This is a genomic window from Paenibacillus sp. 2TAB19 (assembly GCF_052115185.1).
Classification (GTDB): Bacteria; Bacillota; Bacilli; order Paenibacillales; family Paenibacillaceae; genus Pristimantibacillus.
Map to the genome: position 1 here is coordinate 1 of NZ_JBFRGE010000117.1, position 13,314 is coordinate 13,314.

General features: G+C 50.1%; 12 protein-coding genes. 11 read left to right on the plus strand and 1 reads right to left on the minus strand.

Going from position 1 to position 13,314, the window contains the following annotated elements; genetic code table 11:
• Window positions 1–278: 278 nt before the first annotated feature.
• From AB4Z33_RS28640 to AB4Z33_RS28650, 3 genes are all read left to right on the plus strand, one after another.
• On the plus strand, window positions 279–1,103 hold the full coding sequence (locus tag AB4Z33_RS28640; RefSeq protein ID WP_442053174.1) for a nicotianamine synthase family protein: 825 nt from the start codon (window positions 279–281) through the stop codon (window positions 1,101–1,103).
• Window positions 1,104–1,322: 219 nt separating this feature from the next.
• Entirely contained in the window at window positions 1,323–1,958 is a 636-nt protein-coding gene (locus tag AB4Z33_RS28645) for a glycoside hydrolase family 11 protein (RefSeq protein WP_337102616.1), read from the plus strand.
• A gap of 143 nt (window positions 1,959–2,101) precedes the next feature.
• Window positions 2,102–2,950 carry a formylglycine-generating enzyme family protein gene (locus AB4Z33_RS28650; protein ID WP_442053175.1) on the plus strand — a complete coding sequence of 283 codons (849 nt, stop codon included), beginning with the start codon at window positions 2,102–2,104 and terminating at the stop codon, window positions 2,948–2,950.
• 82 nt (window positions 2,951–3,032) lie between these two features.
• On the opposite strand, the gene AB4Z33_RS28655 is transcribed toward AB4Z33_RS28650, so the two are convergent.
• Window positions 3,033–3,191, minus strand: a complete 159-nt coding sequence (locus AB4Z33_RS28655) for a hypothetical protein (RefSeq protein WP_442053184.1) — start codon at window positions 3,189–3,191, stop codon at window positions 3,033–3,035.
• A gap of 99 nt (window positions 3,192–3,290) precedes the next feature.
• On the opposite strand from AB4Z33_RS28655, the gene AB4Z33_RS28660 reads away from it, so the two are divergent.
• The 8 genes from AB4Z33_RS28660 (at window position 3,291) to AB4Z33_RS28695 (ending at window position 13,293) form a co-directional block, all read left to right on the plus strand.
• Window positions 3,291–4,031 carry a metallophosphoesterase gene (locus AB4Z33_RS28660; RefSeq protein WP_442053176.1) on the plus strand — a complete coding sequence of 247 codons (741 nt, stop codon included), beginning with the start codon at window positions 3,291–3,293 and terminating at the stop codon, window positions 4,029–4,031.
• 70 nt (window positions 4,032–4,101) lie between these two features.
• Window positions 4,102–4,791, plus strand: coding sequence for a metal-dependent hydrolase (locus tag AB4Z33_RS28665; RefSeq protein ID WP_442053177.1), 690 nt, complete (start codon window positions 4,102–4,104; stop codon window positions 4,789–4,791).
• A gap of 203 nt (window positions 4,792–4,994) precedes the next feature.
• On the plus strand, window positions 4,995–5,864 hold the full coding sequence (locus AB4Z33_RS28670) for an AraC family transcriptional regulator (RefSeq protein WP_442053178.1): 870 nt from the start codon (window positions 4,995–4,997) through the stop codon (window positions 5,862–5,864).
• Window positions 5,865–5,969: 105 nt separating this feature from the next.
• A complete protein-coding gene (locus tag AB4Z33_RS28675) occupies window positions 5,970–7,562 on the plus strand; it encodes an extracellular solute-binding protein (RefSeq protein WP_442053179.1) in 1,593 nt (530 codons plus the stop codon).
• Window positions 7,563–7,611: 49 nt separating this feature from the next.
• Window positions 7,612–8,574 carry an ABC transporter permease gene (locus AB4Z33_RS28680; protein ID WP_442053180.1) on the plus strand — a complete coding sequence of 321 codons (963 nt, stop codon included), beginning with the start codon at window positions 7,612–7,614 and terminating at the stop codon, window positions 8,572–8,574.
• A gap of 13 nt (window positions 8,575–8,587) precedes the next feature.
• Window positions 8,588–9,469 (plus strand): carbohydrate ABC transporter permease, encoded by an 882-nt coding sequence (locus tag AB4Z33_RS28685; RefSeq protein WP_442053181.1) that lies wholly within the window; start codon window positions 8,588–8,590, stop codon window positions 9,467–9,469.
• Window positions 9,470–9,502: 33 nt separating this feature from the next.
• Window positions 9,503–11,536 carry an alpha-L-arabinofuranosidase C-terminal domain-containing protein gene (locus tag AB4Z33_RS28690; RefSeq protein WP_442053183.1) on the plus strand — a complete coding sequence of 678 codons (2,034 nt, stop codon included), beginning with the start codon at window positions 9,503–9,505 and terminating at the stop codon, window positions 11,534–11,536.
• Window positions 11,533–13,293, plus strand: a complete 1,761-nt coding sequence (locus AB4Z33_RS28695) for a glycoside hydrolase family 2 protein (RefSeq protein ID WP_442053182.1) — start codon at window positions 11,533–11,535, stop codon at window positions 13,291–13,293. Before AB4Z33_RS28690 ends, AB4Z33_RS28695 begins: the two co-directional genes overlap by 4 nt.
• Window positions 13,294–13,314 lie beyond the last annotated feature (21 nt).

Consider the following 13,314-nt stretch of genomic DNA (forward strand, 5'->3'; position numbering starts at 1 on the left):
GCGACGGACGTTACGAAGCTAATAAAAAACGCGGATGAAGCCATGTATAAGGTTAAACGGTCGGGGAAAAATGGTAGCTTGATTTATACAAGCAACTAACTTTACCAAGAGCGCTGTCCCAGTTTGGGGCGGCGCTTTTTACGATCCTTCTATATCCTGAACCCAATGAATATATTTTGTTGTAGGAATTCGGATGCAGATATAAGGAKGAAGCGGGCAAAATGAACGTTTATTCTAACGGTTCTTTTATACATATAACCACGGAGCCAAGGGTGCAAATGATTAACAGCTTTATTGCCTTTATACGTGAAGCGAATGAACTTCTACAAGAGGAAACCGATCTGTCGCCTGCTAATCAATTGGTTACGAATCTGATTAGCCAGCTCTCGCTTCAGTTGCGATACCCTTATTTTCCGGAAGAGGTACAAGCCGTTCTAAGCAACGAATACGTTCGAATGAACCAACGAAAACTGCAGGATAAGTTGTCGGAAGCCGAGTTTTTAGTAGAGCTGAGCGATTCTCGCGACATTTCCAGTTTGGAGGGCACTGTCTTGGATATCGTGACGAGGCTGCCTAATTGGAATGTATACATGGCCTTGGTTAGTCAGGAGCTGTCCACGCTTCGTCAGTTCACCCCGCAGGATAGTCAGACAGAGAAGTCTCCGATTGTTTTTGTTGGCAGCGGGCCGTTGCCGCTAAGTCCAATTATTTTGCACTTATTCGGTGATGTGGAGGTTATCTGCGTGGAAATGGATGCGGTGGCCTATGAGGCATCCAGCACTTTGCTAGAGCACATGGGCTTGGGGGATAAGGTGACTGTCGTGTTGGGTAATGGATCAGATTTCGATTATCGTTCTTATAGCCGGATCTTTGTTGCTAGTCTAGTGAGGAATAAGCAAGCGGTGCTTGAACAAATCCGTCATACGTCCCCGGATTCTCTAGTAGCTGTTCGCACAGCGGAKGGAATGAGGCAAATGATGTACGAAGCGATTGATGAATCGCAGTTGAGTCAGGAGGGGTGGAACATTCTAGGGCGAACTCGTCCTGATCAAAATCTGGTCATTAATTCGACTTTGTTTCTGGACTTAAAAGCCTCCCTGTAATGGGGCGGCTTTTATTATGGTTACGAAACATTAGTTAAAATTGTAGGGGTACTTCTATAATTTGATAAGTTGTTATGTATGCGCTTACCTTCTACAATTTAGTTGCACATGACAAAAATTGGTCTTGTTGCTGAACTTAATAAATTTGTTCTTAGCCAGGAGGTGGCAGTTAGAGGTTTAAGGAATACGGTCGTAAATAAAAATTCTAGGAGGCGGAATATGTTCAAATTCAAGAAGAAAGTATTTACGGTATTAATGGCAGCAACAATGAGCTTCAGCTTGTTTGCAGCAACTACAAATGCAGCGACAGACTATTGGCAAAATTGGACCGACGGCGGCGGGACCGTAAATGCGACCAATGGAGCTGGCGGCAACTACAGCGTTAGCTGGTCGAATACCGGCAATTTTGTTGTCGGCAAAGGCTGGAATACCGGATCGCCAACTCGGACCGTTAATTACAATGCAGGTGTATGGGCGCCGTCCGGCAACGGGTATTTGACTCTCTATGGTTGGACGAGAAACTCGCTCATTGAATACTACGTCGTAGACAGCTGGGGTACTTATAGACCTACCGGAACACATAAAGGCACAGTGACCAGCGATGGCGGCACCTATGATATCTACACGACTCAGCGAGTGAATGCTCCYTCCATTGACGGTACCAAAACATTCACCCAGTTCTGGAGCGTCCGTCAGTCCAAGCGACCGACCGGCAGCAACGTTGCGATCACGTTCAGCAACCACGTTAACGCATGGAAGAGTAAAGGAATGAATCTGGGCAGCAGCTGGTCTTATCAGGTGTTGGCGACAGAGGGATATCAAAGCAGCGGCAGCTCCAACGTAACGGTGTGGTAATAGGTCGTCTGAAGAGGGGCAACTGACGAGCCCATTCTTATAGAAGAATGAAGGGGCGCGGCCGAGGCAGCCTTCACGGCAGAAAGGCCGAAGGTCGTTTCCCTTTCATTTGATCCGTCAGTCCGTTTAAAGGAGATATTTCCATGAGAAAGACGATTATTTTCCTTTTCATAGCAACAACACTTGTAGTCGGCGCTTGTTCGCAACAAGAGCCCGAACGTAAGCCAGAACCAATGCCTGACAATTTTGTATTCGTCCAAGGCGGAGCTTTCGTGAACAAGAAGTCCAACTATTATGGGCAAAACGTAACCTTATCAAGCTTTTACATCGGAAAATACGAGGTCACTCAAAAAGAGTGGATGGACGTCATGGGAAGCAATCCTTCGGCCTTCAAAGGCGATGATTTGCCGGTTGAAACGGTAAGCTGGTACGACGCGGTGGAGTACTGCAATAAGAGGAGTATAAAAGAAGGGTTAACACCGTATTACCATATAGATAAAAATAATAAAGATCCAAAAAATAAAAGCGAAACCGATCATTTAAGATGGACAGTAACGATCAATGAGGGAGCAAATGGTTACCGATTGCCGACAGAAGCGGAGTGGCAATATGCCGCGGGCGGAGGTCAGTTGAGCAAGAGCTACATCTATAGCGGGAGTGATCAAGCAGACGAAGTAGCATGGTATTGGAAAAATGCCGGAGACAAAATTTTAACAGGGGAATGGAACTGGCCAATTGTAGAAAACAACCACAATAAGACACAACCGATCGGAGCAAAGAAATCCAACGAGTTAGGAATTTACGATATGTCCGGCAATGTGAGGGAATGGTGCTGGAACGGGTATGGAGATTCGGACAGCAATAGCAACTCTACTCGGGTTGTGAAGGGCGGCGGATGGATGGGCGATGTCGGTGAACTATTCTATCTGAGCAATTTCGAAGCGAATGGCATTGGCCCTGATCAAGGTTTCCGGGTGAGTCGCGGCGAGTAGCGGATAAGCGAGCTTTGTTTAAAGAGACGTCGGCTTAGGGCCGACGTCTTCGTAGTTTAAATAGTTAAAAGGCTGTTCGCATTTATTTCTTTATCAGATTCAAGCGAAGCGCCTGCTGCTCCGTTAAAATAAATTCCTCCTGGGGCCAAAATTCTTCTTCCTCGTCTCTGCCGAACAGGCGAAGCAGCTCCTTCCAAACCCCTTTCTCCATTGCTTCCGAGGCGGAAATCATGATCTTCAAAGTAATCACCTCCAGCTTTCTGTATACATGATTACACATATCTTAGTTAGTATAAACATCGCTGCAATGATAATGAACGGAAAGAGATGAGTTGAGATAATGGAATTGGAATTCGATCGAACAGTAGTCATAAGCGATATCCATGGTTGCTATCAAGAATTTGTAGATCTAATTAAGTTAGTCAAGTACAACTCTAGAAGAGACAGACTCATCTTGCTTGGAGATTATGTAAGCAGGGGACCTCGCAGCAAAGAAGTTGTAGAGCTCGTTATGTCTTTGGTTAGGGAGCATGGAGCGATAGCTTTACAAGGTAACCACGACCACCGTTTTGTTAGGGTAATGGAAGACCATGCAAGCGAGAATGAAACGGCAAGATTTTTTGAGTACGGCGGACTTGAAACCCTGCATAGTTATTGTAAAAACAATATTAGGATTAGCCCTGAGCTTTTACATGAAATAAGGAGCTATATGGGTCTGTTTTCGTCACACCTTACATTTTTGAAACAACTTCCGTATTATTACGAGGACCAAGACTACATATATGTGCATGCCGGTTTAAACCCCGAATATCGCAAATTAACAGATCAGAATATTCAAGATTTGTTGTATATCAAAGAACCATTTTATAACAACAGAACGAATGTAGAGAAGGTTGTTATTTTCGGCCATACCATTACGAAGGATATTCATGGTGTTCCAGATATCTGGCTTGGCGGTGACAAGATTGGCATTGATGGCGGATGCGCTTTTGGATACCAACTGAATGGCTTGGAGATAAAGGATGGAAAAGTGAATCGTTTGCTTAACATAAAAGCAAGAGCTGACAAAAACTCGTTATAGCGACACGATCCGAAAATTGTTTTATAGAACTATACTATGTATAATTTTTGAGTAAAGGAGTTGACCAAATATGAAGATCATTTATCATGGACATTCTGCGGTGCAGATCATTACGGGGGACAAGTCGTTGATTATCGACCCATTCCTTAGCGGTAATCCGCTAGCCGTCACGAAGCCGGAGGATATTAAAGCGGATGCCGTCCTATTGACGCATGCGCATGGGGATCACATTCTGGATGCCGCTCCGATCGCGAAGGCTAATCAAGCACCGGTTGTCGCCAATGTTGAATTGGCCGCTTACATGTCATGGAAAGGCGTCGAGACGATCGGCATGAACATTGGGGGTACTATAGACCTCGGATTCGCAAAAGCGAAGATGGTACAGGCCATCCACACGTCCGGTATCGTCGATGAAGAGACCAAGACGGTCATCTATGGCGGCGTTGCTGCGGGCTATATTGTGCGTGTCGAAGGAAAGACGATTCTACATACTGGCGACACGGCTTTATTCAGCGATATGAAGCTGTTAGGCGACCGCGAAAATATCGATGTCGTGTTATTGCCGATCGGCGATCATTTTACGATGGGTCCCGAGGATGCGCTTAAGGCTGCGGAGTGGTACCGGGCGAAGCTGGTCATTCCCGTCCATTACAACTCGTTCCCCGTCATTAAGCAGGATGCAGACCAGTTCGTAAGCCAGTTAGAGGCCCGCGGCATTAATGGCAAAGTGCTCGCGCCGGGTGAGGCAATCGAGCTGTAGACAAGCTATTGCGGCGTCGTGGCCGACATCTTATATTGACGTAGAAAGTCTCGTCAATATAGAATAGTAAACAATGAAATATACCTACTCGCGTTCTGATGTTGACTAGAYAGCTAGAGACATAGCAGATTTTTTCTGCTATGTCTCTTTTTTTATTCCTTTATAGCGATAAATGTAAGTATCACGCGTGAGGTGAAAAAGAAATGAAAGATTACGGCCATGAATATGCGGACATTTACTATTACACACCAAACGAATTCGAGAWGCTTGGCGGGCTTTGGCCGCTGCGAACCGGGCATAACGTGGCGAATGCAAATTACAGTGTAGGGCCGAGGGTTATTGAATGTTTTTCCTTCCATTTCGTGCTTGAAGGCGCAGTGACGTTGTCCGGCATGGGAGAGACGGTGACGTTAACGAAAGATAGCCTGTTTTGCCTCTTTCCGGACGTGAAGCACAGCTACTGGGTCGAGCAGTACGATCCGGATTGTCCGCTCCGATTGCACTGGCTGGCGTTTAACGGATCGCAGGCAGAATCGCTTGTCAGAAGACTCGGGCTATCGGAGCAAAGGCCGTATTTGCGCAACAAGCTCACGGCAGACCTATCCGGTCTACTGAAGGCTAGCATGAAGCAAATGGGAGATTGGCAGAAGGATGGAGATTTGCAGTTGCAAATTATGTTATACCGTCTGTTCGAATTGCTGGCGCGTCCGCTCCCCGATGTGCCGGAAGACAAGGACTGGCTGAATGCCTGCCTGCAATATATGGAAACGCACTATGCCGAGGGTATCACCGTCGCGGACCTTGCGCGATTCACCGGCATGCACCGTTCCCATTTGTCCAGTAGATTCAAGAATCATTTCGGGATGAGCCCCCGCGAATATTTAATCAAGTTGAAGATGGAGCGGGCGGGGGAAATGCTGCGCAATCGGACGTTATCCGTTACGGACATCTCTATGTCTCTTGGCTATACGGATTTATATACATTCTCCAGAGCTTTCTGCACGTACTACGGAAAGTCGCCTACGGCTTACCGGAATCATTTGCTCGCACACAACAAAATGCCAAATGAATGACAACGAAATGTCATTTCTATTTGATGTTTGTTACTTTATGCTAAATGCAAGGTATAAAACCTACTAAATTAATTAGAATAGTATGATTTGGAGGAGGAAGATGTAATGAAACGCAAACATTTGGGAAAAGCAACGATAAGCACGATGATCGCTTTCAGTCTGGTAGCGGCGGGATGCCAATCCGGGTCCGGCACGAATAAGGAGTCCGCACCTGAGGGGAGTCCCGAAACGGTCGTGAGCAAGGACGGGTACCCGATCGTGCAACAGCCGATCAAGCTCAAGATGTTCTCCCGGATCGCTCCGGTGAACGGACCTTTCAAGGATATGCCGGTGTTTCAGGATTACGAGAAAACGAGCAATGTGCAGGTGGAATTCACCGAGGTGCCCACGGACGGCTTCCAAGAGAAGAAAAATTTGCTGTTCGCGTCGAATGAGCTCCCGGACGCTCTGTTCCGCTCAGGCCTTACGCCGCTCGAGACGATTCGTTACGGAACGGCCGGCCAGCTGATTCCGCTGGAAAACCTGATTGATGACTACGCTCCGAATTTCAAAGGGCTGATGGACCAATATCCGGAGATTCGGTCGGCGATAACGACACCGGAAGGCCATATTTACGCGCTTCCTGCCGTCGTTACGCTCGGCGCAGCGCGGACCGACAAAAAATGGATCAATCAAGCATGGCTGAAGCAGCTGAATCTAAAAGAACCGGAGACGACCGAGGATCTATACAACGTCCTTGTTGCTTTCCGGGACAAAGATCCGAACGGCAACGGCAAACAGGATGAAATTCCGATGACCGCGCGCGCAAGCAGCGGACCGGGTCTGGGCTTGCCGGTCGTATCGATGATGAGCGGATCATTCGGGCTCGATCTGCAGCTCGGTTACAATATCAACTTGGAAAATAACAAAGTGGATATTTGGATGGGCAGCGAGCGTAATAAAGAGCTGTTGATCTATTTGAACAAGCTGTACAACGAGAAGCTGCTGGATCCCGAGGTATTCTCGCACAAGGAAGCGCAATATCTCGCCAAGCAAGCGTCGGGCACGGCAGGTTTCTTCTTCGATCAGACAAACAATCCGTTTCTGGAAATCGCGGACCAGTATACGGGAATAGCGCCGCCGGAAGGTCCGCACGGGGATCGTCTGCAAAGTCAAGGCGCGCCGGTTCCGCGGGATTTTGGTGCATTTGCCATTACTTCGGTCAATAAAAATCCCGAAGCGACGCTGCGTTGGGTCGATTATTTCTACGGCGAAGAGGGCTCGACGCTGCTCCGATTCGGAAGAGAAGGGGAGCATTACGAGCTGAAGGACGGCATCCCGTATTACAAGGAGGAGTTCTTGAAATCGGGCAATCAGGCGAAAATTACCCCTTACGCCGGCGGCGGAGCGCCGCATCTGATCAGCGATAAGGTGGCCTCTTATATCAATCCGCTTCAGGTTCAGGAGGCGCAGAGCAAGCTGGATCCGTTTATGCCCGAGATTCGTTACGCGGCTCCGATGTTCGACGAGGAAACCGCGCGCAAAGTCGACGTGCTACGCAATGACATCGACAAATATTACGAGGAGCAGAGCACGAAATTTATTGCAGGATCGCTCAGCTTCGACAAATGGGACGAATTCCAGGCTACGCTCCAGAAAATGAACATCGACGAATTGGAGAAGCTTTACCAAGACGCCTACGATGCGATGAATAAATAATGCGACCGTAAGATGAAAATTCCAATTGGTTGAAGAAAGGAGGGAGCGCATGAAAACGGCGCAGGCCAATTCGCAATATGGTTCTCCCGAGAGCCGCGCAGGCCGCGGCTCTCGGTTGCTCAAGCAGATAGCCAGACGATACGATCTATACTTAATGCTTCTTCTGCCGATTGTTTGGTATGCGATCTTTCATTACGGCCCGCTGTACGGACTGCAAATCGCGTTCAAAAACTTCAATCCGGCGAAAGGAATACTCGGCAGCGAATGGGTGGGCTTTGAGCATTTCGAACGGTTTTTCGATTCCTATTACTTCCGAAGACTTCTCTGGAACACGGTGTCCATCAATCTGTTCTCGCTGCTGATTGCGTTCCCGATCCCTATTTTGCTGGCGCTCATTGTTAATGAAATCCCGAGTAAAGCTTTCGGCAAATGGCTGCAAAACATTACCTACATTCCGCACTTTATTTCGGTCGTCGTCATGGTCGGCTTGATCAYGTTGCTCCTTGATCCGAGAAGCGGTCCGATCAATCACCTGATCGAGGCGTTCGGCGGCGAGCCGATCCGTTTCATGGAAGAAGCGGGATGGTTCAAGACGATTTTTATCGGATCGAACATTTGGCAAAACATGGGGTGGCAGTCGATTATCTACATTGCGGCGCTAAGCGGAGTTAATCCGCACTTGTACGAAGCGGCCAAGATGGACGGCGCATCCCGTATGAGACGCATTTGGCATGTTTCCTTGCCCGGCATCGTTCCCGTTATAGTTATCCTGCTTATTTTGGATATCGGCCATTTCATGAACATCGGCTTCGAGAAAGTGCTGCTGATGCAGAACAATTTGAATCTCGAGTCTAGCGACGTCATCTCCACGTTCGTGTACACGACGGGCATCCTCAAGGGAGAGTATGGCTACACGGCCGCGATCGGACTGTTTAACTCGGTCATTAATCTGGCGCTGCTGCTGCTCGTGAATCGATTTGCGCGCAAAACGGCGGAGACGAGCTTATGGTGAGGGGGAAATGCATATGTTCATAAAGGGCGTTGCCGAGGAACGGTTGTTTAACRTGATCGTATACGCGATCGCGGCAGTGATTATCGCCATCGTGATGTATCCTCTTCTATTCGTGGTGAGCGCTTCGGTCAGCGATCCGGCGCGGGTGCTGAACGGGGAGATGTGGCTGCTGCCGAAAGGCTTGACGCTGGAAGCTTACACGAATATTTTGCATAACGAACGAATTTGGATCGGTTACCGCAATACGATTATATACGCTGCGGCCGGCACGGCAATCAACATTGTCATGACGGTGTTGGCGGCATATCCGCTATCAAGGCCGGATCTTCCAGGGCGCAAAATGCTAATGCTGATCATCACGCTCACGCTGTTCTTCGGGGGAGGACTTATACCAACGTATTTGCTCGTCAAGGAATTGGGGATGGTCAACACCATGTGGTCGTTGATCGTTCCAGGGGCGATCTCTACGTACAACTTAATCGTGATGAGAACGTACTTCCAATCCAGCATTCCATGGGAGCTGCAGGAAGCGGCCCATATAGACGGGTGTTCGAACTGGCGGTTGCTGCAAAGCATCATCCTGCCGTTGTCGAAGCCGATATTGGCGGTGATGGTGCTGTTCTATGCGGTTGGCCATTGGAATTCGTTTTTTAACGCTCTTATCTATATTCGCAACGAGGAGCTTTATCCGCTTCAACTGATCTTGCGCGAAATTTTGATGATTAGCCAATCCGATGCCATCGACGGCAACGTCGGTCTGGAGGATAAGATTTTGCTGGCCGAGAGCATCAAGTATGCGGTTATTATCGTCTCCAGTTTGCCCGTGTGGATCATGTATCCTCTCGTGCAGCGGCATTTCGTCAAAGGCGTAATGATCGGGTCGATCAAAGGTTAAGGATTACAGGTAAATCCGAACGGAGGTTTAATGTTGAAACCGAACGCAACGATAACAGTCAACTGCATCGGCAGGAGCGAGCATACGATCTCGCCTTATTTATTCGGTCATTTCGTAGAGGATATCCGGGATCATATGGATGCGATGCTTGCCTATCCGCTCAAGGATATGGATTTCGAAAGCGAGGCCGAGACGAGGACGGCGGTGTCGGGAAGCTGGTTCGCCTATACGAACGGACGCAATACGAAGTACGCGCTGGAGTCGCCGGCGCCGGGGCATTCGGGCCGTGCCCAGCGCATTCGCATAGGGAGCGATGACGAGTCTTATGCCGGCATTGCGCAGAAGGCCGCATTGAAAGGGCCGATGACCTATTCGGTCAAGCTGGTGGCGCGGGCGTCCGTCGAGCTTCGTTATTTGCTCGTCGAAGCGGTAAACCGTCGATCTGAGGAAAGGATAGGCGTCGTACGCATTGAGCTGGAGAGCCATAACTGGCGGCAATACGAAGCCGAGCTGAACATAACCCGCGCTTGCCAAGACGCGGAGATTCGGCTGTACGTGCCGGACAGCCATCCGAGATGGCTGGATCATGTGTCCACCGGCATGCTGTGGCTCGATCATGTCTCATTGCTGCCGGGCGACAGCGTCGGAGAGGTGAAGCGCGAGATCGTGGAAATGACCAGATCGCTTAACGCGGGGATGATGAGGCTGGCGGGCAACTATATCAGCGCTTACCATTGGGAGCATGGCGTTGGTCCCGTGCTGAAGCGGCCCGTCATGTACAACGAAGCATGGGGAGGCTGGGCTAGCAAATATTTCGGCACGGATGAATATATAAGGTTCTGCCGAGAGCTTGGCGTCGAGCCGCTCATCTGCGTGAACGACGGCTCCGGCACGCCGGAGGAAGCCGCGAGATGGGTGGAATATTGCAACGGGGATATCGATACGCCAATGGGAGCGATGCGCGCGGCGAACGGATATCCCGACCCGTACGATGTCCGGTATTGGGAGGTCGGCAACGAAGTATGGGGAGAGTGGCAGGTCGGTTACTGTTCCGCGGAACAGTTCGCGCAGCGCTATATCGCCTATGCCGAGGCCATGAAGGCAATCGATCCTTCCCTCGTCTTATTAGCTTGCGGGCATACGGATCAGGAATGGAACCAAACGGTGCTCGATATCGCCGGCGAACATATCGATTATTTGACCCTGCATCTGTATCATGGCTACGGGCGGTTCGGGATGAACCGCGACACGCCGGCGGAGGACCGTTATAAGGCAATAGCCTCCTTCCCAGAATGGACGCGCGACAGCATCCGCAGGACAGCGGAGTTGATCGGAGCGAACGCCAAGCATCGCCATGTGAAGCTGGCAATCACCGAATACAATACGATGTATTATCCGAACACGATTAGAAAAGGTATCCCGAACGAGCATACGCTGGGAGCTGCCGTCGCCAACGCCGCCAACCTGAATGAGATGCTGCGCTGCAGCGACATGGTGCACATCGGAAGCTTCTCCGACCTCGTGAACGGTTGGCTTGGGGGTTGCATCCGGGTCGGCGACTATTATGCCGATCAATACTGCGGCAAATCGCCGGGGTGGAGCGGCCATCCTCTTACGGTATACGGAACGCCGACCTATGAAGTGTTGAAGCTGTATGCAACCCGGGACATCCGGCATATCGTTCCCGCCGATGTCGCGTGCGGCACCTTCGGGGTCCACGCGGCTAAGCCGGCTCCCGTCAGTCTCGACGCGCTTCCGGATTTGGATGTCACGGCTTGCGTCAACGAAGACGGAAGCTCGGTCACGGTGTTTATCGTGAACCGCAGCCTGCAGGAGGTTAAAGCCGAGCTGCGCTTAGACGGCTTCGAACCCGGCGAAGAAACGGTTGTGCATGAAATTACGGGCGACTCCCCTGAAGATATCAATTCCGTCTTCGAGCCGGACCGTATTATTAGCGAGAGCCGAATCGTGCCGGCCGCCGAATGGGAACGAGGTTATCCGCTACGCCCGGCATCCGTTTACTGTCTCGAAATGAAGGCGAAGCATCGAAGAGGAGACTTGAAATGACAACGAGAGCATACGTCAAGGATTATCCGAGACCTCAATTTGTACGGGATCAGTGGGTTAACTTGAACGGCGAGTGGAGCTTCCGCTTTGATGATTCGAATGCCGGAGAGCGGGAGAGATGGCAGGAGAAGTTCGAGGCAATCGACCGCATTACCGTCCCCTTTACTTATGAAACGCAAGCGAGCGGGATCGGCATCGAATCGTTTCATGCCAAGGTTTGGTATGACAGAACGGTCCAGATTCCGAAGGATGCCGAAGGCAAAGCGGTCATCCTGCATTTCCAGGCTGTAGACTATGATGCCAAGGTGTGGGTGAACGGCATGCTGGCGGGCAGTCACCGGGGAGGGTATGCGGCTTTTTCCTTCGATATTACCCCATATCTAGTCTTTGGCGCCGACAACCGGATTACCGTGAAGGCGGAGGACGGCAACGATACAACGCAGCCGCGGGGCAAGCAGCGCTGGACCAAAGATAACTTCGAATGCTTCTATGTGCAGACGACGGGAATATGGCAGACGGTATGGTTGGAATATGTGGAGGAAGAGCGGCTTGAAGCGGTCAAAATAACGCCGGATATCGACCGTTCCGTCGTTCGTTTCGAATATGAGGTGCTAGGAACGGAATCGGCTTCCGAGCTGCGATTGGAGGCTGTCATTACGTTGAAGGGCCGGACCGTCAAACGGGTAAGCCTCGCGGCGGACCGTCCCTACTTGACCGTTGAGGTCGATCTCGTACATGAAGCGAACGGACCGTGGAAGAAATGTCACTGGTCGCCTAAACATCCGAATCTGTATGATGTCGAATTTATTCTTTATTCGGGCGGCGAAATCGCGGACAGGGTGTTTTCTTATTTTGGCATGAGGAAGGTTTCYATTGAGAAAGGAAAGGTACTGCTGAACAATTCGCCATTGTATCAACGGCTTATATTGGACCAAGGGTATTGGCCGGAAAGCCATTTGACGCCGCCTAGCGAAGAAGCGATCATAGCCGATATCGACAGCATATTGGAAATGGGCTACAACGGCGTGCGCAAGCATATGAAAATCGAAGATGCCCGTTTTCTCTATTGGTGCGACGTGAAAGGACTGCTGGTTTGGTCCGAGATGGCAGCTACGTTCGAATATCATGACCGTGCGGTAGAAGCGTTTACGAAGGAATGGCTGGAAATCGTCCGTCAGCAGTATAATCATCCCAGCATTATTACTTGGGTCCCGTTCAATGAGTCGTGGGGAGTGCCATCCATTCTTCGAGATCAGAGGCAGCAGAAGTTTACGGAAGGCATCTATCATTTGACCAAATCGATCGATCCTTACCGTCCGGTCGTCGCGAACGACGGCTGGGAGCATACGGTCTCCGATATATTGACCTTGCATAATTACGTGGAGACAGGCGATGGATTCTTGAAGCGATACGCGAACAAAGAGGCGATCGTGAACAAGGATACGACGTGCAACCAATGGAAGTATGCATTGGCGGAAGGTTACGAATACCGGGGACAGCCGATCATCATAAGCGAGTACGGCGGAATYGCGTTCCGGACGGACAAAGGCTGGGGCTACGGGGATTCGGTAACGACCGAAGAGCAGTTTCTGGAACGGTTCGGCGGCTTGACCGGGGCGATCAAAAGCCTTGATTATATATGCGGGTACTGCTACACGCAAGTAACCGACGTGCAGCAGGAAGTGAACGGCCTGCTCACCGAGAACCGCATTCCGAAAATTCCGCTAGCCAAAATCAAAGCGATTAATTTGGCCTGAACTTAGGCATCGATGCACGAG

Coding starts and splice junctions, on each gene's coding strand:
- AB4Z33_RS28650 (WP_442053175.1), top strand. CDS start 2,102: ATGAGAAAGACGATTATTTTCCTTTTCATAGCAACAACACTTGTAGTC.
- AB4Z33_RS28660 (WP_442053176.1), top strand. CDS start 3,291: ATGGAATTGGAATTCGATCGAACAGTAGTCATAAGCGATATCCATGGT.
- AB4Z33_RS28665 (WP_442053177.1), top strand. CDS start 4,102: ATGAAGATCATTTATCATGGACATTCTGCGGTGCAGATCATTACGGGG.
- AB4Z33_RS28675 (WP_442053179.1), top strand. CDS start 5,970: ATGAAACGCAAACATTTGGGAAAAGCAACGATAAGCACGATGATCGCT.